At 42.4% G+C, this 19,439-nt stretch carries 18 protein-coding genes; 10 read left to right on the top strand and 8 right to left on the bottom strand.

Annotated features, from left to right (window positions below; translation table 11 throughout):
• Positions 1–219 precede the first annotated feature (219 nt).
• The 3 genes from LJE72_RS26015 (at position 220) to LJE72_RS05715 (ending at position 3,038) form a co-directional block, all read left to right on the top strand.
• On the top strand, positions 220–1,611 hold the full coding sequence (locus LJE72_RS26015) for a methyl-accepting chemotaxis protein (RefSeq protein WP_229246659.1): 1,392 nt from the start codon (positions 220–222) through the stop codon (positions 1,609–1,611).
• Between the two features lie 162 nt (positions 1,612–1,773).
• Entirely contained in the window at positions 1,774–2,490 is a 717-nt protein-coding gene (locus LJE72_RS05710; protein WP_229246660.1) for a M48 family metallopeptidase, read from the top strand.
• A 149-nt stretch (positions 2,491–2,639) separates the two neighbouring features.
• A complete protein-coding gene (locus LJE72_RS05715) occupies positions 2,640–3,038 on the top strand; it encodes a TIGR02328 family protein (RefSeq protein WP_229246661.1) in 399 nt (132 codons plus the stop codon).
• A gap of 178 nt (positions 3,039–3,216) precedes the next feature.
• Here LJE72_RS05715 and LJE72_RS05720 read toward each other — a convergent pair whose 3' ends face one another.
• Positions 3,217–3,789 (bottom strand): xanthine phosphoribosyltransferase, encoded by a 573-nt coding sequence (locus LJE72_RS05720; protein WP_229246662.1) that lies wholly within the window; start codon positions 3,787–3,789, stop codon positions 3,217–3,219.
• A 356-nt stretch (positions 3,790–4,145) separates the two neighbouring features.
• On the opposite strand from LJE72_RS05720, the gene LJE72_RS05725 reads away from it, so the two are divergent.
• Positions 4,146–5,357 (top strand): NADP-dependent isocitrate dehydrogenase, encoded by a 1,212-nt coding sequence (locus tag LJE72_RS05725; RefSeq protein ID WP_229246663.1) that lies wholly within the window; start codon positions 4,146–4,148, stop codon positions 5,355–5,357.
• A gap of 278 nt (positions 5,358–5,635) precedes the next feature.
• Here LJE72_RS05725 and LJE72_RS05730 read toward each other — a convergent pair whose 3' ends face one another.
• A complete protein-coding gene (locus LJE72_RS05730) occupies positions 5,636–6,793 on the bottom strand; it encodes a UxaA family hydrolase (protein WP_229246664.1) in 1,158 nt (385 codons plus the stop codon).
• 45 nt (positions 6,794–6,838) lie between these two features.
• On the bottom strand, positions 6,839–7,126 hold the full coding sequence (locus tag LJE72_RS05735; protein ID WP_229246665.1) for a UxaA family hydrolase: 288 nt from the start codon (positions 7,124–7,126) through the stop codon (positions 6,839–6,841).
• Positions 7,127–7,323: 197 nt separating this feature from the next.
• Here LJE72_RS05735 and hprK point away from each other — a divergent pair, with 197 nt between their 5' ends.
• Positions 7,324–8,217 (top strand): HPr(Ser) kinase/phosphatase, encoded by an 894-nt coding sequence (gene hprK, locus LJE72_RS05740; protein ID WP_229246705.1) that lies wholly within the window; start codon positions 7,324–7,326, stop codon positions 8,215–8,217.
• A 106-nt stretch (positions 8,218–8,323) separates the two neighbouring features.
• On the opposite strand, the gene LJE72_RS05745 is transcribed toward hprK, so the two are convergent.
• On the bottom strand, positions 8,324–9,034 hold the full coding sequence (locus LJE72_RS05745; RefSeq protein ID WP_229246666.1) for a C40 family peptidase: 711 nt from the start codon (positions 9,032–9,034) through the stop codon (positions 8,324–8,326).
• 564 nt (positions 9,035–9,598) lie between these two features.
• On the opposite strand from LJE72_RS05745, the gene LJE72_RS05750 reads away from it, so the two are divergent.
• The 3 genes from LJE72_RS05750 to splB all read left to right on the top strand — a co-directional run bounded on the left by LJE72_RS05750 (position 9,599) and on the right by splB (position 12,824).
• Positions 9,599–9,889 (top strand): phasin family protein, encoded by a 291-nt coding sequence (locus LJE72_RS05750; RefSeq protein WP_229246667.1) that lies wholly within the window; start codon positions 9,599–9,601, stop codon positions 9,887–9,889.
• A 171-nt stretch (positions 9,890–10,060) separates the two neighbouring features.
• Complete coding sequence (locus LJE72_RS05755; protein ID WP_229246668.1) at positions 10,061–11,740, top strand: ABC1 kinase family protein; 1,680 nt, start codon at positions 10,061–10,063, stop codon at positions 11,738–11,740.
• A 40-nt stretch (positions 11,741–11,780) separates the two neighbouring features.
• The gene (splB, locus tag LJE72_RS05760; RefSeq protein WP_229246669.1) at positions 11,781–12,824 is read left to right on the top strand and encodes a spore photoproduct lyase; all 1,044 of its coding nucleotides are present in this window, start codon (positions 11,781–11,783) and stop codon (positions 12,822–12,824) included.
• Here the strand turns inward: splB and LJE72_RS05765 are convergent.
• The 4 genes from LJE72_RS05765 to LJE72_RS05780 form a co-directional block, all read right to left on the bottom strand.
• Positions 12,821–13,510, bottom strand: a complete 690-nt coding sequence (locus LJE72_RS05765) for a LutC/YkgG family protein (protein ID WP_229246670.1) — start codon at positions 13,508–13,510, stop codon at positions 12,821–12,823. The genes splB and LJE72_RS05765 overlap by 4 nt on opposite strands.
• Before the next feature lie 5 nt (positions 13,511–13,515).
• Positions 13,516–14,931, bottom strand: coding sequence for a LutB/LldF family L-lactate oxidation iron-sulfur protein (locus LJE72_RS05770; RefSeq protein WP_229246671.1), 1,416 nt, complete (start codon positions 14,929–14,931; stop codon positions 13,516–13,518).
• Positions 14,928–15,656, bottom strand: coding sequence for a (Fe-S)-binding protein (locus LJE72_RS05775; protein ID WP_229246672.1), 729 nt, complete (start codon positions 15,654–15,656; stop codon positions 14,928–14,930). Before LJE72_RS05775 ends, LJE72_RS05770 begins: the two co-directional genes overlap by 4 nt.
• Positions 15,657–15,986: 330 nt before the next feature.
• Positions 15,987–16,157 (bottom strand): hypothetical protein, encoded by a 171-nt coding sequence (locus tag LJE72_RS05780; protein ID WP_229246673.1) that lies wholly within the window; start codon positions 16,155–16,157, stop codon positions 15,987–15,989.
• Positions 16,158–16,401: 244 nt separating this feature from the next.
• Between LJE72_RS05780 and LJE72_RS05785 the strand changes: the two genes are divergently transcribed.
• Both LJE72_RS05785 and LJE72_RS05790 read left to right on the top strand, forming a co-directional pair.
• Positions 16,402–16,989 carry a TetR/AcrR family transcriptional regulator gene (locus LJE72_RS05785; RefSeq protein ID WP_229246674.1) on the top strand — a complete coding sequence of 196 codons (588 nt, stop codon included), beginning with the start codon at positions 16,402–16,404 and terminating at the stop codon, positions 16,987–16,989.
• 52 nt (positions 16,990–17,041) lie between these two features.
• Positions 17,042–19,429 carry a 3-hydroxyacyl-CoA dehydrogenase/enoyl-CoA hydratase family protein gene (locus LJE72_RS05790; protein WP_229246675.1) on the top strand — a complete coding sequence of 796 codons (2,388 nt, stop codon included), beginning with the start codon at positions 17,042–17,044 and terminating at the stop codon, positions 19,427–19,429.
• Positions 19,430–19,439: the final 10 nt, after the last annotated feature.

The raw sequence follows: 19,439 nt of genomic DNA on the forward strand, positions 1-19,439 counted from the left end.
CAGACTTTATGTCAATAGTCGAATAGTTATTTATCCTTCAAGGATAGATAAGATGCTCTTTTTGTTTGAAAATATATCTATGCAAATCATAGAATTTAGGATCTAATGCACCTATAATAATTCTAAGAATACAAAATAGAGTAAATTCAGTTTAAAATTCAAAACTTGCTATAACTTGGAAAAAATCCATTGTGTATTAATTTTTGAAGTTAAGGGGACGTGGGCAAAATATTATTCTCTAAAAAAATATCGAAGGAATCTTCGATAGGGGACGAAAAGTCAGATTATGAAAAGTTATATCAGTGTTTAAAAGGGTGCGATTTTACACAAAAGATCGAAATCGACATCCATTCTGCAAGTCCATTATATCCGACTGTTGAAATTTTGAACCGTGTCATCTCGGAGCAACAAGACTCAACGAAGCTCTCATTGAAAAAATTTGATAGAGCAGTTCAAGATCTCACTAGTATGACGTCGATTCGTCAGATGCTGAAACAAATTCAAGAACAGACCATGCAACTGGGAAACCTTTCGGCCCAGGCTGAAGAGCTAGGTGCAGCCGCCAGTGAGGTTGCCGTATCAGCAACCAATTCATCAGGATTTGTAGAGGAATCAACCAGGGCTGCAGTTACCGGAGGACAAAAGATTGAACAGGCTATCCAATTTGTGGAGCATTCCTTTGATGAGTTTGAAAAAGTTAGTCAGCAAGTTCAGGAAGTTATGAGTTCAATGCAGGAGATAGAGCTAATTGTGGGCGTGATATCAGGGGTAGCGGACCAAACTAACCTGTTAGCTCTCAATGCGGCTATTGAGGCAGCTCGGGCTGCAGAACATGGGCGAGGCTTTGCAGTCGTTGCAGATGAAGTGCGTAAATTAGCGGAGTATACAAAAGAATCAGTTTCCGATATTAGTCATAAAATTACTGACTTAAGTCATAATTCAGTAGAAACAACAAAAAAGATTACGTCACTTAGTCAAACAATGCAGAGTGGAAAGTCTGTGATGCAAGAGGCTGCCGAGTCTCTGCAACAAATTATTCGGAATTTCGAGTCGGTCGCTCATGACATTCATAATATTGCAGCCGGAAGCGAGGAACAAAGTGCTGCAAGCGAGGAATCTTCAAGGAGTATTGGTACGGTGTCCCAGGCTTCTGAGAATATCAATGATATCGCTATGATTACAGGCCAGGGGATTTATAACCTCAGTCGAGATCTGCAAAACATTAGGTTTGAGCAAATTCAGAGAGTCCCTGAAATGGATATTCTCCAAGCGTTAGAACTCTACAAGACGGACCATCTGCTCTGGACTTGGCGGATATACAACATGATATTGGGCTTTGAAAATATTAAGTCTAGTGAAGTAGGTAATCACCATGATTGTCGTCTGGGAAAATGGGTAGATAATCTAGCAAACAATAAATGCGCCGATTTACCTGCTATTAATGACCTTGAAGTTCCCCATAAACAAGTCCATGAGCTGGCCCGCCAAGCAGCAGAAGCCTTCGAAGAAGGAAATTCTGCAAAAGCAGAACAAATTCTTGTGCAAATGACCCAGTCTTCTCAAGAAGTTGTTAACATATTAAGCCAACTTCAAGCAGAATGCAGAGATTGACTGCTGAACTTGCGTGATGAATACAAGTAACCCTCAAAGTGATTAGGTAGATCACTTTGAGGGTTACTTATATGTAAGATTATTATGGAGCGTATTGACATCAACAAAGGATTAAGCTACTGTAAAATTTGAAAGGCCATATTCAGTAAGGAGCAACCTTTAATGGAGCAACTGACTATAAGAGATCATACTATTCCTTATGAGGAACGACGGAGTACTCGTTATCGAAGAATAACACTGAGCATTCTTGAAGATCGCGTTCGCATTTCAGCGCCCAAAAATGTGTCTGCCAAGCAACTGCAAGACTTATTAAGCACCAAGCAGGAGTGGATTTTAAAACATTGGCTCGTGAAGCGAGATACGCTGAAAGTCCCGGCAAGATATATCGATGGTGAACAGTTTTTATATCGTGGAAATACCATAGAGTTAAAAATTATAAGGTATCCTCGTAAAATGATTAGAGTTTTTCTGGAGGGTCAATTGCTCGTGGTTAACTTGCCAATGGATTTACTAGAACAGGACTGTGCGTTGAATATCATGGAAGCACTCAAGTTATGGTATAAAGCGCAAGCGCGCAAGATTCTGCAAGATAAGCTTGATAAACAGGCCAAGAGAATGCAGGTTTCCTTCCAAACATTTCGACTTAAGGAACAGAAGACAAGATGGGGGAGTTGTTCAAGTAAAGGTAATCTTAATTTGAATTGGCGTATTATTATGGCCCCTGATTCAGCGATGGATTACATTATTATTCATGAGCTGGCTCATTTGACCCATCTCAATCATTCTAAGCAGTTTTGGCAGAGGGTTGCAGAGTTTATACCGGAATACGCAGATTGGAGAAAGTGGTTTAAGGATCATGGGCAAAATTTAAGACTGTGATGACCAAAACCAGCTCTCAATCAGCCATAAAGGTGCCTATGTTAATTGATTATATCACTCCCCCTAGAGCACTTATATATTACTCTTGGGGGAGTGATGATTATAAGAACTTCTTATTAATCAAATAAAAAAATAAGGGAGAGTACAGTATGCGTTTATGGCATGAAAATTTGCTCTCACTTTTGCCAAGACAACAACTTTTGGGACAACATAGGGAATGCTGCGCACTTCGTGGGAACAGCTGGGGAAAGCCTCATTCAGTAGTTAATTATGTTTTTCGCTATTCTCGAGAACGATTGTGGAGTTATCATGTGAGGGTAATGAACGAGATGAAGCGGCGCGGATACAATCCCGAAAGTTGTTGGATTGATCCCGGATACCGTGGGAAATCGGCACCGCGATTCCAGCCTGATCATCGAGAAATTCAACATCTGAGAGACGAGGAAAGCAAGATGTTTCTTGTGTATCCCGAACACAATGAAAAGTACCTTAAAGAGTGTTTGGAAAACCTGCGCAGTAAAGGAATAATCATTTTGTTTAATGGATGAAGGAGGCAGAGCTAAATACAGTTTGACCTAGCCGGAAGCAAATAAAGATAAGATAAGATAAGATACCCTTAGAGGATGTGTCGTAAGACATCCTCTAAGGGTATCTTGTAGTTTTGTTTTATCAAGCCACCTGTAGCAATTTTCAACATGTCTAACATCTGCTTTGCTTAATATTAGCCTAGTTAAAAAATACTTGACCGTCTTTCAACGAGTCGATGATCGCCAAAGATTCTACCTGCAGGCCTTTTTCCTCTACGAGTTTTCTTCCCCCTTGAAATGATTTTTCTATGACGATACCCACACCAGAGATTTCAGCGTTGCTCTGAGATACTAAACTAACTAAACCCAGGAGTGCACTTCCACTAGCAAGAAAATCATCGATAATCAATATTTTGTCATTTGAGGATATGAATTCTTTGGATATTTTAATAGTATATTCCTGGTCTTTAGTATAAGAATAAACTTTCGATTCGTAAACATCGTGATTCATATTGAGGCCGGCATGTTTTTTGGCAAAGACTACTGGTACATTATTAAAGTATTGAGAGGTAATACTTGCAATGGCTATACCAGAGGTTTCGATGGTTACAATTTTTGTTATTTCTTTAGTTGAAAACCTGCGTTTGAATTCCTTACCTATTTCATTGAACAAAGTAATATCCAATTGGTGATTCAAGAAACTATCAACTTGAATGATTCTATTTTCGGTTATTTTTGCGCTATTACGAATTTTTTCTTTCAAGAGCTTCATATGTGGTAAAATACTCCCTTCTAAGTATAAAACACTGCTTCTTTTTAATAAGGTAGATATACAAAATGTATTAATGAATAGAATATCTTGATAATCGTAAAAAATCAATTTAATTTTTTTTAGTTAGGGCTGGTTTTTCAATTGAGTTGGGGAGTTAGCTGTTTAATATAAAAATCTGGGGCTTTTATATAGGTTAGTGATCAAGGTTAACGAATAATATTGTATAACGGAGATAAACCTAGTTGATAACGTGTTTGAGGAAAAGGAAAAACATTTATTTTGTCGAAGTATAAAAACATTGGAATCTAGGACTAGTCCTAGATTCGACGAGGCATCACTAAGGAGGAAATGGAAACGTGCAGAAAATTCAAATGAATGTCCCGTTAGTGGAGATGGATGGAGATGAGATGACTAGAATCATCTGGAATTCCATTAAAGAAATCTTACTTAAACCCTACATCGAATTAAAAACAGAGTATTATGATCTTGGTCTCCAGAAACGGGATGAAACAGAGGATCAAATCACAATTGATGCTGCTATGGCAAACAAGAAATATGGGGTAGCTGTCAAATGTGCGACGATTACACCAAATGCTCAGAGAGTGGAAGAGTATAAGCTAAAGCAAATGTGGAAAAGTCCTAATGGCACTGTAAGAGCGATTCTTGATGGAACTGTTTTTCGTGCTCCTATCATTGCAAAGGGTATTCAGCCATTAGTACCTTCATGGAAGAAACCCATTATCATTGCCCGTCATGCCTATGGAGATATCTATAGGAATGTAGAGTATAGAGTAGACGGACCAGGTAAGGCTGAGCTTGTCTTTACCAACGAAAAAGGGGAAGAGACTCGTCAGACGATTTTTGAATTCAAAGATAAGGGTGTTCTCATGGGAATGCACAATCTTGACCAATCCATTGAAAGCTTCGCACGCGCATGTTTTAATTACGCCCTTGAAGTAAAGCAGGATCTGTGGTTTTCCACCAAAGATACAATCTCCAAGCAATATGATCATACCTTTAAAGATATCTTCCAGGAAATTTATGATCAGGAGTATCAGGAAAGATTTGAAGAGGCTAAGATAGAATACTTTTATACTCTCATTGACGATGCAGTTGCCAGAGTGGTTCGCTCCGAAGGAGGTTACATATGGGCATGTAAAAATTATGACGGTGATGTTATGTCTGACATGGTCGCTACAGCCTTTGGGAGTTTGGCAATGATGACGTCAGTATTGGTATCACCGGATGGCAATTTCGAGTATGAGGCTGCTCATGGTACTGTTACCAGGCATTATTATAAACATCTTCAAGGGGAAGAAACTTCGACGAATTCTATGGCGACAATTTTTGCTTGGTCGGGTGCCTTAAGAAAACGCGGAGAACTTGACGGACTAAAGGAATTGGTTGAGTTTGCGAATCAATTAGAGGAAGCTTCATTGAAAACAATTGAAGCAGGAATTATGACAAAAGATCTGGCGCTTATCTCGGAACTTCCTAATAAGAAAACGGTCAGTACAGAACGTTTTCTTATCGAGATAAGGCAGACACTTGATAAAATACGCGGATAATTATGATCCGGCTCCATCGGTCGCTGTGAACTGCCGATGGAGCTTTTTTTGTGTGGACTGGAATGGCAATGTTGTGTGGGAATTTAATTATGAGGACTGCAAGTTGAGTAAAACGTCAAAAGGAGCCCTTGGCCGGTAATTTCCGGCGAAGGGCTCCTTCTCAAATAATGAGATTCATATGAAGCGCAGTAATGATGAGGGCTCTATAATATCTTCGACGTTGTTAACTCGTATTAGCGATTACCCAAGAAGTTTGTTCTGCGAAAAATTCTGTCTGATTAATAGGTGGGTGCAATCTTGTAAATTCCAAAGTCTTTATATCCTAAGCTCTCTGCTTTTGTTCTTCGTCTATTTGACACTGCCAGGATTTCTTCAAAAACTCGTTGTCCAACTTGCTCGATGGTTTCTTCACCGGAGATGATGGGGGATGCATCAAGGTCAATGTTGTCTTCCATCGTCTTATACGTACGATTATTTGCGGTAATTTTAATCACAGGCGCAATTGGAGAACCGGTTGGAGTTCCGCGCCCCGTAGTAAAGATCACAACCGTAGCTCCTCCAGCGAGCATTCCAGTAATAGATTCAATATCTTGACCAGGCGTATCCATGATATAAAGCCCTTTGCCCTTAGGAATTTCTCCATATTTAAGTACGTCTTGAATGGTGGCATGACCTGCTTTATAGATACACCCTAAAGATTTTTCTTCAATGGAGCTAATGCCACCAGCAATGTTACCGGGTGTGGGCTGGCCATCACGAATGTCGACGTTTAAAAACTTGGCCCGTTCTTCACAGTCTTGCACTATTTTAAATAGTTTTTCAGCAACTTCCGGCGTCTTAGCTCGACGTGCAAGGACATGTTCCGCTCCGATAAATTCTGTAGTTTCAGACAACATGACGTTGCCTCCGGCAGCAACTAATAGATCAGCAGCGATACCGACAGCAGGGTTAGAGGCAAGTCCTGAGGTGAAGTCAGATCCTCCGCACTCTATGGCTAAACTTAGTTCGCAGATATCAACCTTTTCGGGTTGAAGATGTGAAACTTGGCGGACTAATTCACTTACTTTGCGCAGGCCTTCAGCTTCAGTTTTTAAGGTGCCGCCGATTTCCTGGATGATGACGACCTCAACTGGTTTGCCGGATGCAGCAATTTCCGCGGCGGTTTCTCGAATAGGAATCCCTTCACATCCAAGACCCACCACAAGTACGGCAGCGACATTTGGATTTTTGCCGAAGCCAATCAATGTTCTAACAGTTTGCAGGTGGTCGGGACCTATTTGACAGCAACCATGTTGATTGGGAAGTGCCACTGCTTCTGGGATTTGATTGGCAATATTTGCTGCGACGGTGCTCGAACAGACGGAAGTGGGGATAATTAAAATATGATTACGAATGCCTACTTTACCATCGGGACGACGATAACCTAATATATCCATGAGTATCCTCCTTAAGATCAATGATGTTTGTATTTCATAGAATAATTATTTATCTCTGCTTCCGCGCCGACTTTCTAAATTGTGTACATGAACATGTTGTCCGGGTCGAATCAATTCAGTGGCGACCCCGATACTTTCAGCATATTTGAGGATATCTTGTCCGACCTGAATTGCACAAATAGCAAGTTTATGTCCAAGGGGAATGTCTTCTAATAATTGGAGAGAATGTTCTGATTGACCGATAAAAAAATGAATGATAGTACCGGAAGGGAAGTCTTCCACTACTGTGGCAACGTTATCTTTAGGGTTTATCACGACGGCCTGCTTCTTCAAGGGGTTACCTCCTATTACTGTAAATATAAATTATGCCTAACCCTTAGAATATTGGAAACAAGGGGTATTGTAAACACTTTCTAAATATTTTAAGGACAAAAGGAAGCAAGATTTTCAGAAATAGTTTATAATATATTTCTATAGCGGGAAACATATGAAAACGGAGGGGCATCCCCTGTTTGGAAAGAGGGTTAAAATTGCTTACGGTAAACCAATTGGTAGAGAAATTTAATTTTGAGGTCTTAGCAGGGCATGTGGGATTGGACAAAGAGATTACAGAATATAGCTTAAAACGTCCGAGTGCTGAATTGGCGGGTTATTTAGAACATTTGACGCCCAAACGTATTCAAGTATACGGTCGGACTGAATTAGGATTAATCCAGCAATTCGATTATTCTGTGCGCCGTTCAAAACTCGCTCAAGTAATGCTTGCAGAAGTACCTTGTGTAATTATTACCCGGGGTTTAACCATTCCCCTGGAGTTTATCGAATTGGCCAGTGAGCGGAAGATTCCTCTCTTAACAACCCCTCGCTCTTCGACTCAACTTTTTTATCTTTTAATTCGTTACCTTATAAACCAGTTAGCTCCCAGTACTAATGTTCAGGGAGTGTTAGTTGATGTTTACGGAGCAGGGATTCTGATTACTGGGGAGCGAGGGATTGGTAAAAGTGAGGCTGCTTTAGAACTAATAAAGAGCGGGCATTTGTTGGTTGCTGCTGATATCGTGAAAATTCGGCGAGTAGATGAAGAAAGGCTGCTGGGCACTGCACCAAAACGAATTCGGCATCAGCTTGAGGTACGTGGTTTAGGGATACTTGATGTTACGACGCTTTTTGGAGCAGGTTCTGCGAGAGATGAAAAAGTAATTAACTTTATCGTTCACTTGGAAGATTGGAAGCAAGATAAGATTTATGATCGTATGGGGATTGATACTCCTGAAACACGACAGATTTTAGGAATCTCGGTTCCTGAGATTACGATTCCGGTTCGGCCGGGGCGCAATCTTGCAACGCTTATTGAAGTAGCTGTGATCCAAAATTGGAATCGCAATTGCAAAGGGCAAGTAACGCCTCCTATCAGAAACAGGTGAAAAATAAAGTGAAAGCTTATACAGAGCGGGGGGCTAACGAAATCAAAGATGTTTTGTTAGACCCCCGCCTTAATATTTTAGCGTTGAATAGACTGACTTATAATGACTATAAAACTCGTTTTGCTCCGACATAAGCGGATTTCCAATAAGTTCCCATAGTATAGATGGTTACGCCTTTAGAACTGGATGCATTGATAAATTGACCATTGCCTACATAGATTCCATCGTGGTCAATTACTCCGTTTTTGGCTAAAGAGAAGAAGACTAAGTCTCCTGGTTGCAGATTGCTAAATGATACAGCAGTACCTATTTTAAACTGATCACGAGAAACTCTAGGAAGATTTATGCCGTTTTTAGCAAAAACATATTGAACGAACCCAGAACAGTCAAATCCAGCCGGTGTAGTTCCACCGAAAACATATTTTACTCCAATATACTGTTTGCCAGTAGCGATAATGGCACTTGCGTTTGTTGGTTGTGAAGTCGGTTTGGCGGTTGTAGGTTTACTCGGAGTACTGCTTGAATCTGTTGACCGAGATGACTGTGCCTTTTTCGCCGGAGTGTTAGCTGGAGCTGGTGTAGTAGAAGGGGTGCTTGTGTTAGCTGGAATAGGAACAGCTTGTGGGTCTACAGCAGGTTGGGGCGCTGTGAGATCATTTGTCGTTTCTGTCGTCGCTGCGGCAATGGTTTGAATTTCTTGATCATCCATTTTAGCGGTTATTGTTTTCGGGGCGGCTGTGATAATTGTCACAAAGAAGAATGCTGAAATAAGGGGAACTAGGAGAACGGACCACTTTATATTTTTAATAGCTTTCAATTTCGTCATTCCTTTCGTTTGCGTTATTTGTGAAAAGTTGGATTAAAAATAATATTCTTAGCTGAGGTTTTGAAATCTAAAATGGCCAGATGCCGTGATAAGAGATTAAAGGGAACTCCCAACTGACTAAGTTTGTTGAAGTTGTTCCCTAGTATAACGGATAATTATCAGCTTGTCTTTGGAAGATGTTGGTTTAAAAGTATAAGAGAGGAATTAGACTTTTGGAAGAGGGTTAATCCTTTGCCGTTTAAATGGTATTACAATAAGGCTTCTTGCGATTAATTCGCAGAGGCCTTATTGTATATGCTTTGCCAATAATATTTTTAAGAATAACTAATGGATGGAATAAGGGTATTTGCTGGTGAGCAAAAATTGAGGTGCATGGTGGACGGGTAATCATAATGAGTTTTACAGAGCACAGATTATTTCAATGAGTATTTAGTCACGAATAAATAAATTTAACTGTTTTTGTAAACAATTATTAGTGTAACTAAGATACTACGAGTTATAATGATACAAATGGTTTATAAATATGGTACAAGTCGGATAAAGGAGGAGAGCGTTATGAAAGACCTTATCAAAAGAGGGTTGTCCCTTGGGTTAGGTTTAGCGGTGGTGAGTAAAGAACAAATTGAGAAGCTTGTTGATGAATTAGTTAAAAAGGGTGAAGTGTCTACTGCAGAATCTAAAGACCTCATTAAAGAATTGTTAGAGAAAGGGGAAGCTGAGCAGAAACAGATGAATGCCCGAATTCATGAACAATTGGAAAAAGTTCTCAGAGACCTAAATGTTCCGAGTAAAGCGGATTTTGAGCGATTAGAAAAACGAATTCAGGAACTGGAAAACAAGCAATAGAACAGCTTAAATCAAATCAAGGATACTCAAACGGGGCCTGAAATAAAATTCAGGCCCTCAATATAGCAGATCTTTAAATAGTTAGTAAGCTAACGTAATGGTAAAGTATCAGGAGCGTTAGTTAAACTTTGAATCTGAATCACGAACCTCGAATAAAGGGGACGAATTCTTATGATTGGCAAAAGAATACGCCATATTAAAAGGTATCGAGATGTCGCTAAAGTCTTAGCTCACCACGGCTTTGGTTTTTTTGTGGAAGAGATGGGACTTTTACATATGCTTTCTCTGCCTAAACGACTTTTTACGGATACTGAAGAGATGGACCCTATGTCGGTTGGGGAGCGGATACGCTTAGTGATTGAGGAGTTGGGTCCTACATATATTAAGATCGGGCAGATTGCCAGTACTCGTGCGGATATCTTCCCGCAAGAAATTCTTTGTGAACTGGAAAAACTGCAAGAAAACGTACCCTCCTTCTCTTTTGAAGAAGTGACTGAGATTATTGAGGAAGAACTAGGTTTCCCCCTTGAGGATATCTTTTCCTCATTTGATAAAAAAGTGATTGCAGCTGCCTCTATTGGTCAGGTTCATCGTGCGCAACTGCGTGCTACTGGAGAACTGGTTGCTGTTAAGGTACAGCGTCCTCGGATAAAAGCTATGATAGAAACTGATTTAGAAATCCTGTTGGATTTAGCCGCTTTGGCTGAAAACCGTATGAAACGAATGGAACGTCTCCAATTGTGCGATGTCGTCGAAGAGTTTGCCAAGTCGCTTCGTAATGAATTGGATTATACTATTGAAGGCAGAAATGCGGAGAAAATAGCAAAGCAGTTTAAGAATGATAAGTTGGTTCACATTCCTTCGATTTATTGGGATTACTCTACTCGAAAAGTATTAACCATGGAGTTTGTTGAAGGTTTAAGGCTGAATCAGTTTGAAGCTCTTGAGAAAAATGGGTACGACCATAAAGTAATAGCAGAACAACTTGTTCAAGCGCTCTTCCATCAGATATTAATCGAAGGCTTTTTTCATGCTGACCCCCATCCCGGAAACGTCTTTCTTTTACGGGGGGGCGTGATTTCCTTTATCGACTTTGGTATGGTTGGCAGACTTACATTAGATATGAAACATAATTTCGCTTCCTTAATTATCGCTATGATGCGTCAGAACACTGAGAGTATGATTAAAGCGGTTTTACGAATAGGGATAGTTCCTGAGGATGTCAATCTATCCCTGTTAGGTAATGATGTCGATGAATTACGAGAAAAGTACATGGATGTTCCTATGAGCCGGATCAGTCTTGGTGAGGCGATTAGCGACCTTTTTGAAGTTGCCTTCCGCCATCAGATACGCATTCCCTCAGATTTTACCATGGTGGCCAAGTGCTTACTGATTTTAGAAGGAATTGTGGAAAAATTAGATCCCAATTTGAGTATTATGGATATGGCAGAACCCTTTGGAATTCAACTCCTTAAGGAACGTTACAAACCAAGTACCATTGCGGGCAGGCTATGGCATAATGTCTCGGATTATGGTGATCTTTTAGTCGATCTTCCTAAACAAATGAAAGATTTGATGGGGAATTTAGTACGAGGGCGTATTCGCATAGAAGTCAGCGTTCCGGAGCTGGATATTTTCCTTAGGAAATTGGATCGGATTACAAATCAGATATCCTTTAGTATTGTTTTGCTTTCCTTTAGTATCGTTATGGCAGGAATCATTGTTGCTTCAGCTTTAGGCCAGCAACCTATTATGTTTTGGCATATCTCCGTTATTGAGATTGGAGCAGCGATGGCTGGTCTGATGTTGCTTTGGCTGTTTATCTCTATTTTTAAATCGGGGAAGTTTTAGTTAGTCAATCTTAGGGCAACCTACTCCTGAGGTGATCAAAATGTCCTTAGAATTTATTCCGACTCGAGTATTTTATGAGCCAAGTGCTCTTGATTATCCCTTAGGAAAAACCTTAGAGGAGAAATTCCGACAGATGGGGATATCGGTAAGTCCCACTTCTTCCCATAATCGAATTACAGGAATTCCGGGGAATACTGCAACAACTCAGTATCGGGAAGCCAAGCGAACATTGGTGATCGGGGTGCGTCGCAGTGGGACATTTCAATCGTGTAAACCGTCTGCTCATTATCAGTTGCCCCTTGTCACGAGTTGTCCAGGCATGTGTGAATACTGCTATTTGGCAACCACTTTAGGGAAGAAACCCTACGTGCGGATTTATGTCAATCTGGAAGAGATTTTAGGTATAGCTTCAAAATTGATTCTAGAGCGACTTCCGGAAATTACTCAGTTTGAAGGGGCTGCAACTTCAGATCCGGTACCGGTGGAGAGATACTCTGGGGCCTTGAAGCAGGCAATCGAATTTTTTGGACGTGAAACCAACGGGCGTTTTCGCTTTGTCACCAAGTTCACGGAGGTAGATAGTCTACTCGACGCTAAACATGAAGGTCATACTCGGTTTCGCTTTAGTTTGAATTGCTCTGAGGTGGTAAAAAAATATGAACATGGAACTCCCTCTCCAGAAGAACGCATTATTGCCTCAGGGAAAGTCTTGAAAGCGGGGTATCCTTTAGGCTTTATTATTGCTCCCATTTTTAGGTTTGAAGGATGGCAAGATGCCTATCGCAGGCTTTTGGAGCGCACCTCAGAAGAATTGGTAAAAAGGGCTCCGTCCGGTTGGTCCTCAGAGCAATTAACCTTTGAATTTATCTCCCATCGCTTTACTTCAAGAGCAAAAACTAATATTTTGGGAGTTTTTCCGAACTCCTCCTTACCCATGGAAGAGGCTGAGCGAAAATTTAAGTACGGGCAGTTTGGTTACGGAAAATACATCTACCAACCGGAAGAACTATTGGAAATGAAAGAATTTTTCTTAAAAGAAGCTAAGGGTTATTTTCCCTTAGCCCAGGTGGAGTATTTTATCTAATTGTCTGTCACGACAACATAAACTTCAATGGGACCGTGTACCCCGATGGATAGATCCATTTCTATATCGGATGTTCGGCTGGGGCCCGAGATCATCTCTATGGCCGCCGGGGGAGTTCCTAACGCTGAGATTTCTTCGAGGACTTCGAAGAGGTTGTTCCGAATCTTTGTGGTCTCAATAAAGGCGAGATGACGAGGGGGGAGCAGACTTACTGCCCGTCCTCTCAAGGGATCACTATTCATCACGATTGTACCGGAAAGCGCGATTCCCAAATCAGAACCTGTAATGCCAAGTTCTGCATGAGCAGCGATGGAATAACGGTCGCGAGGGTCTAGGGATGATTGAGTGTAGCGGGTAAGGGGCCAGTTTAATGTGGAAAAGGCGGATTCCGCAATTGAGGGGAGCATATCCCAAGCAATGAGGGCTTGAGGATTATCTTTAAACCAAGTGACAGGCAGGTCTCCAAACCATTCTTTGAGGCATTGGAGCATATCGTTGTCAGATTTTACTATAGCCCCTTTGCCCCCTAAGGCTTGCCAATTTTGCAAGAAGATAGAGGCTCGTTCTTCTGTGTTGGATAAACGATATTGGGGAACAGATATCTCAACCGGAGGAGGAGTTTCAGTGGGGGTGGGACGACCTAGTTTGGACGCCAGGTGATTGATAAATTCAGTAGTATTGGTCATTGCTCTCACCTCTTATTATTTAAATCAGCCCAAATTTGCATAAAGGGTTTGGGGGCAACCATGGGGAGGGTGCGGCTCTTGGTCCAGTTGGAAAGTGGTGCCGGACCGCCGGTAATCCGATGATTTCGCACGAATGGCCGCTGCAAATGAGCGCCTAATCGGAGTGCTCTGCGCAGGGTTTTCTCACGAGTGAAGAGGTAGCGATAGGCTTTGAAGATCTGTTGCTCAACTTGAGGAGTGTGTCCGCTTTGAGTTTTACGCATCCTAAGTTTTACTAAGAGATCGTGGAGAGGGATACGGACAGGACAGCCCTCGGTACAAGCCCCACAAAGTGAAGAGAAGTAGGGGAGGTGACCCCATTTTTTCCAATCTTTCTCCAATAACGGAGTGATCACAGATCCGATGGGGCCAGAATATACAGAGCCGTATGCATGTCCTCCAAGTTGGCGGTATACTGGACATACGTTGAAACATGCTCCACAGCGAATACAGTTCAAAGCTGTGCGGAACAGCTTATCTCCCAGAATTTCTGAGCGGTTATGATCTAGGATTACAAGGTGATATTCTTCCGGACCATCCGAATCGGCGGATTTCTTAGGAGGGGTGAGGATGGTTGTGTAACTTGAGAGCCGTTGCCCTGTCGCACTCCGGGCGAGTAAATTTAACATAATGTCGAGTTCCCGAAATGAGGGGACAATCCGCTCCATGCCCATGAGTGTGATCTGGACTCGGGGCAAAGTACTTACCATTCGTCCGTTTCCTTCGTTGGTTACCATGACGATGCTTCCCGTATTTGCTACAGCGAAATTGCACCCGGTGATTCCGATATCCCCTCGGAGAAACTGTTCCCGCATTTGAATACGGACGAAACGGGTAAGAGTCGGGGTGTCAGAGCTTAAGGCGTGACCAGCGATAGGTTCGAATAAATCCGCAACTTGCTGGCGTGTTTTATGCATTGCCGGAACAATGATATGAGAAGGGGGCTCGCCGGCAATTTGGATGATATATTCCCCAAGGTCTGTTTCGACGACGGCGGCACCATCCTCCTCTAAGGCGTGATTGAGGTGAATTTCCTCAGAGATCATGGATTTAGATTTCAGTACGCTTTTTGCGTCATGTTCACGAACAATGTTACGGACGATGCCTACAGCGTCAGCTGGGGTTTTGGCCAGATGAACATGCACTCCTCGTTTTTCCATTTGCTCAATTAGTTGCTGTAAATAAAAGTCCAAGTTAGCAATCACATGTTTACGGATAGTTTCTCCAGCGTTACGCCACTCTTCCCAATTTCCCAGTTCGTCAGATGCTTTGTACTTGTTATTCCGTAAACGATCAGTAGCCCTGCGAGTGGCTTGGCGTAAGAAGTTATCGGCGAGGGCCTTATCTACGCGTTGATCGGTGGTTAGGTTGTACATGGTCATGATTTCATTCCCTCCCCCAGCAACTGTATGATATGCATAGTTTTCACGGGTTTATTAATCTTTTCTAAGTAGCCGGAAATATTCATAAGGCAACCCATATCGAGTCCCAGGAGTATATCTGCACCAGATGTGAGAACGTGCTCTGCTTTTTCGGCGACCATTGCCTCAGAAATCTTAGGCATTTTCACAGAGAACGTTCCACCAAACCCACAACAAAGTTGGGCCTCGGGCAGGGGGAGAAGTTCGAGTCCCTTCACGTGCTGAAGCAATTTCAGGGGAGCTTCACCAATCCCTAGAAGCCGTGTCGCGTGGCAGGAAGGATGATAGGTAGCCTTTGCTTTGTAGTGAGCTCCCAGATCAGGCTTGTTCAATACATCAACGACAAATTGGGTAAACTCATAACTCTTGTGAATGAGATCTTCTGCTTTTTTCAGGTAAACAGGCTCCTTCTCAAATAAGGTAGGGTAATAGTGATGAATCATCGCTATACACGAGCCGCTTGGACCTACAACAACTTCGCTTCGTTCAAAGGAATCGATAAGTGTCCGGGCAACTTCTCGAGCATCGTCAACGTAGCCGGAATTAAAAGCAATTTGGCCGCAACAGACTTGCCCTTCGGGAACGTCGACAGTATGCCCTAAGTGTTTTAATATTTTCGCCATTGTCAGATCCACTTCCGGATAAAAGGCATTAGTCAGGCAGGTTGCGAAGAGAGAAACCTTCATAAACACCATCCTTTTGAAAATCACTATTTTTATGGGGAGGCAGTTGTCTTAGTATTTCCTCATCAATTGGATTTTGATGCGGGCAGGGTGTTTTTATATGCAAAAAGAGAAGCTATTAGCCTTTCAGAGCTTTAGCTTCTCTTTTTAAACTTATATGGAAGTCCCTTCTTGCCGTCACGGCATCGAGCCATCCGTGGCGATGCTCTAACCTCGAACATCCTTGTTCGAGTATGGCTACAGGGACACTTGGCCAATCCACAGTGCTGGAGTATGCGTAATGAGTTGCAGTGTGGCAATAAGCTCGTCCGCTTATCGTCATGACCGGCGGACTTAACCGAGAATAGGTACATTAGGTTCGTCGTACCAGATGGAGAGGACAGTGGCTGAGCCAGCGCTTTGAGTGATATTAAGCACCTTAATCCAACTGTTGTCATCTAACCATTGATTGACTTGGTTTTCTAAGATTCGGGAATCAGGGGAACTGAAAATCTTGACTTTCATTCTATTCGTCCTTTCAACTGGGTGATATTAATTGATTGAGGGGTATTTAATCGAAGTATTCCACAACTTAATCATAAGGCAGACGTACTTATTGTCAAGATCCATAAATTTAATTTAAAATTGAGCCAAAGGTTCTGAAAAATCTATTTATTTTCCGACGAGGCTATGGTATGATTGACTTAATGAATGGTTATTCATTCAGTATCGAATTATTTACTGATTTGAGAGGTGAGGAGCAGATTTCATGGACATGCAGCGCGAGGGTAAATTTCAACGGATTCTCGATGCTGCTATTGAAGCTTTTGCAGAATCCGGCTTTCATCAATGTCAGGTAAACAAGATTGCCCGCTTAGCGGGAGTTGCAGATGGCACCATTTACTTATACTTCAAAAGCAAAGAAGACATTCTCATACGCGTTTTTCAGGAACGAATGGGGGAGTTTATTGCAGGTGTAAGTCGTGAACTTTCACAGTGCAAGACGACAAAAGCGCGCTTACGGACGATTGTAAGAACACATTTTACTTATATGGAACAAAACAGGTCAATTGCCATCGTGACTCAACTGGAGCTTAGGCAGTCCGAACCGCGTGTGCGGTTACCCATTAATGTTACTGTATCAGCTTACTTTAACCTTATTGAGGGGGTGATCCAGCAAGGTATAGAGTGTGGAGAAGTTCCTAAGATTGATAAACGAACAGCTCGTCAAATGATCTTCGGATCCTTAGATGAGGCCACAACCGATTGGGTGATGGCGCGGAGTCCGCGAACACTCAGCAGCGGAATAGAACCAATGTTAGCTTTGTTTGAGGGCGCACTTCGGTTAAGAAAATAACCGTAAGATATATAACGAGGTGCCGTTGAACCGAAACGAGAGGAGGATGGAAATGCAGATTCATAAAGTAGCGGTAATAGGGTCAGGCGTGATGGGGAGCACCATCGCTGCACATTTGGCCAATGCCGGAATCCCGAGCCTGTTGTTGGATATTGTTCCTTCCAAACTGTCGGCTAAAGAAGAAGCAGCCGGATTGAAAATGGAGGATCGGAAGGTACGAAATAGTATCGCGGAAGGCAATAAGGTTAAGTTATTGAAAATGAATCCCGCCCCATTATTAGTTCCAGAATTCGCGGATCGCATTGAAGTTGGAAATCTAAGCGACGACTTAGCGCGCTTAAGCGAAGTTGATTGGGTAATTGAGGTTGTCGTGGAACGTCTCGACATTAAGGTGGACCTTTTCAAGAAAATCGCTGCCCACGTCCGTCCAGGCACGATTGTCACTTCTAATACCTCTGGAATTTCCTTAAAAGCTATGGTAGAAGAGTTGCCAGAAAGCTTTACTCGATATTTCCTCGGAACCCATTTCTTTAATCCCCCGCGTTACATGAAACTCTTAGAAATTATCCCCGGCCCTAATACCGACCCGGAAATTATAACATTCCTATCCGAGTTTGGAGAGAGAGTCTTGGGCAAAGGGGTTGTCCTAGCGAAAGATACACCAAATTTCATCGCTAATCGTATTGGTGTGTTTGGCTTAGCGGTGACGCTTCAGGAAATGTTGCGTTCCGGCTTGACCGTGGATGAGGTAGATGCTCTCACTGGACCCGTGATGGGACGTCCAAAGAGTGCTTCCTTTAGAACAGTTGATCTTGTCGGTTTAGATACCTTTATTCATACAGCTAATACTGTAGCAGTTGGGGTCCCTGCCGAAAAAGAGAATTTTACATTGCCTGAATTCATGCAAACAATGCTGGCTAATGGCTGGCTTGGAGATAAAACAAAGCAAGGATTCTACAAGAAATCTAAAGGACCTCAAGGCAAAGTCATTGAAGTTCTCGATCCGCATACGATGACTTATGTTCCGAAAAAAAGTGTTAAATTTGCTTCTCTCGATAAAGCAAAAGCTGCAGGCGGCTTGACCGAAAAGATTCGCACTTTAGTAAATGGTAAAGATCTTGGGGCAGAGTTTGCTTGGAATGTATTAAAGCCTGTCTTGCTGTATGCAGCAACAATCTCCAAAGATATTGCAGATAATATTTCCGGAATTGACGAAGGGATGCGTTGGGGCTTTAACTGGCAAATGGGACCGTTTGAAATTTGGGATGCTCTTGGAGTTAAAACAATCGCAGATCGCGTGGTCGCAGAAGGTGGAACCCTGCCTCCTCTGGTCGAAGAATTGCTCTCTAAAGGGAATGGGTGTTTTTATCAAAAGAAAGAGTCAGGAGAAGTCTCTTATTTCGAAGCAGGCGAGTATCACAAAAAAGCAATAAGTCCCTATGAGTTTTCGCTCAAGCAAGCTCATAAAGACGGCAAGAAAATTTTGGGCAATGCCGGAGCAAGTCTGATTGACCTGGGGGATGGAGTAGCCTGCTTGGAATTCCACTCTCCGAGCAATTCTATTGGTGCCGATATTTTAACCATGATTCATAAGTCGCTGGCAGAAGTTGAGAAAAACTTTCTGGGAATGGTCATAGGCAATCAAGGCAAGAATTTCTGCGTGGGCGCAAACCTAATGCAGATTCTCTTAGAAGCTGAAGAAGAAAACTGGGATGATCTCGATTACATGGTTCGTCAATTCCAAAATGGAACAATGGCATTGAAATTTGCTAAAAGGCCTGTCGTAGCGGCTCCCTTCGGTATGACTCTGGGAGGCGGAGCGGAAGTTTGCCTGCACTCCCATGCCATTCAAGCTTCAGCAGAAACCTATATGGGCCTGGTTGAAGTTGGAGTTGGTTTGATTCCTGGCGGCGGAGGAACCAAGGAAATGGCCATACGGGCTATGGAAGGAATTCTCCCAGGCGTGCAAGTCTCTCCTGATTACTTCTTTGCCAAACGGTTTGAAATCGTGGCCATGGCTCAGGTTTCAACAAGCGCAGAAAAAGCGCGACAGCTTGGCTTCTTACGTGTCCATGATCGCTATAGCATGAATCCGGACCATCTTATATTGGACGCCAAGGCGCGAGTCATTGACTTAGCTCGTAACTTCCGACCTAATTTACCAACGAAATACAAAATTGGTGGGGCCGGCGTTCGTGCAACCTTAGAAATAGCTCTGCATGGAATGCGTGAAGGAAATTATATTTCAGAGCATGACCAGCATATAGGCAAGAAAATTGCTTTTGCAATGACCGGCGGAGATCGCCCGGCAGGAATGCTCGTGGATGAGCAATATCTCTTAGACCTGGAACGTGAAGCCTTTATGAGCTTAGTTGGCGAACCAAAGACCCAGGATCGTATTCGTCACATGCTCGCCAAAGGCAAGCCATTACGGAATTAGGGGGGGAAAA

Source organism: Desulfosporosinus shakirovi (assembly GCF_020595055.1).
Taxonomy (GTDB): domain Bacteria; phylum Bacillota; class Desulfitobacteriia; order Desulfitobacteriales; family Desulfitobacteriaceae; genus Desulfosporosinus; species Desulfosporosinus shakirovi.

Coding starts and splice junctions, on each gene's coding strand:
- LJE72_RS05770 (WP_229246671.1), bottom strand. CDS start 14,931: ATGACCATGTACAACCTAACCACCGATCAACGCGTAGATAAGGCCCTC.
- LJE72_RS05755 (WP_229246668.1), top strand. CDS start 10,061: ATGATTGGCAAAAGAATACGCCATATTAAAAGGTATCGAGATGTCGCT.
- LJE72_RS05720 (WP_229246662.1), bottom strand. CDS start 3,789: ATGAAGCTCTTGAAAGAAAAAATTCGTAATAGCGCAAAAATAACCGAA.
- LJE72_RS05730 (WP_229246664.1), bottom strand. CDS start 6,793: ATGGATATATTAGGTTATCGTCGTCCCGATGGTAAAGTAGGCATTCGT.
- LJE72_RS05785 (WP_229246674.1), top strand. CDS start 16,402: ATGGACATGCAGCGCGAGGGTAAATTTCAACGGATTCTCGATGCTGCT.
- LJE72_RS05715 (WP_229246661.1), top strand. CDS start 2,640: ATGCGTTTATGGCATGAAAATTTGCTCTCACTTTTGCCAAGACAACAA.
- LJE72_RS05710 (WP_229246660.1), top strand. CDS start 1,774: ATGGAGCAACTGACTATAAGAGATCATACTATTCCTTATGAGGAACGA.
- LJE72_RS05775 (WP_229246672.1), bottom strand. CDS start 15,656: ATGAAGGTTTCTCTCTTCGCAACCTGCCTGACTAATGCCTTTTATCCG.
- LJE72_RS05780 (WP_229246673.1), bottom strand. CDS start 16,157: ATGAAAGTCAAGATTTTCAGTTCCCCTGATTCCCGAATCTTAGAAAAC.
- LJE72_RS05750 (WP_229246667.1), top strand. CDS start 9,599: ATGAAAGACCTTATCAAAAGAGGGTTGTCCCTTGGGTTAGGTTTAGCG.
- LJE72_RS05790 (WP_229246675.1), top strand. CDS start 17,042: ATGCAGATTCATAAAGTAGCGGTAATAGGGTCAGGCGTGATGGGGAGC.
- LJE72_RS05765 (WP_229246670.1), bottom strand. CDS start 13,510: ATGACCAATACTACTGAATTTATCAATCACCTGGCGTCCAAACTAGGT.
- splB (WP_229246669.1), top strand. CDS start 11,781: ATGTCCTTAGAATTTATTCCGACTCGAGTATTTTATGAGCCAAGTGCT.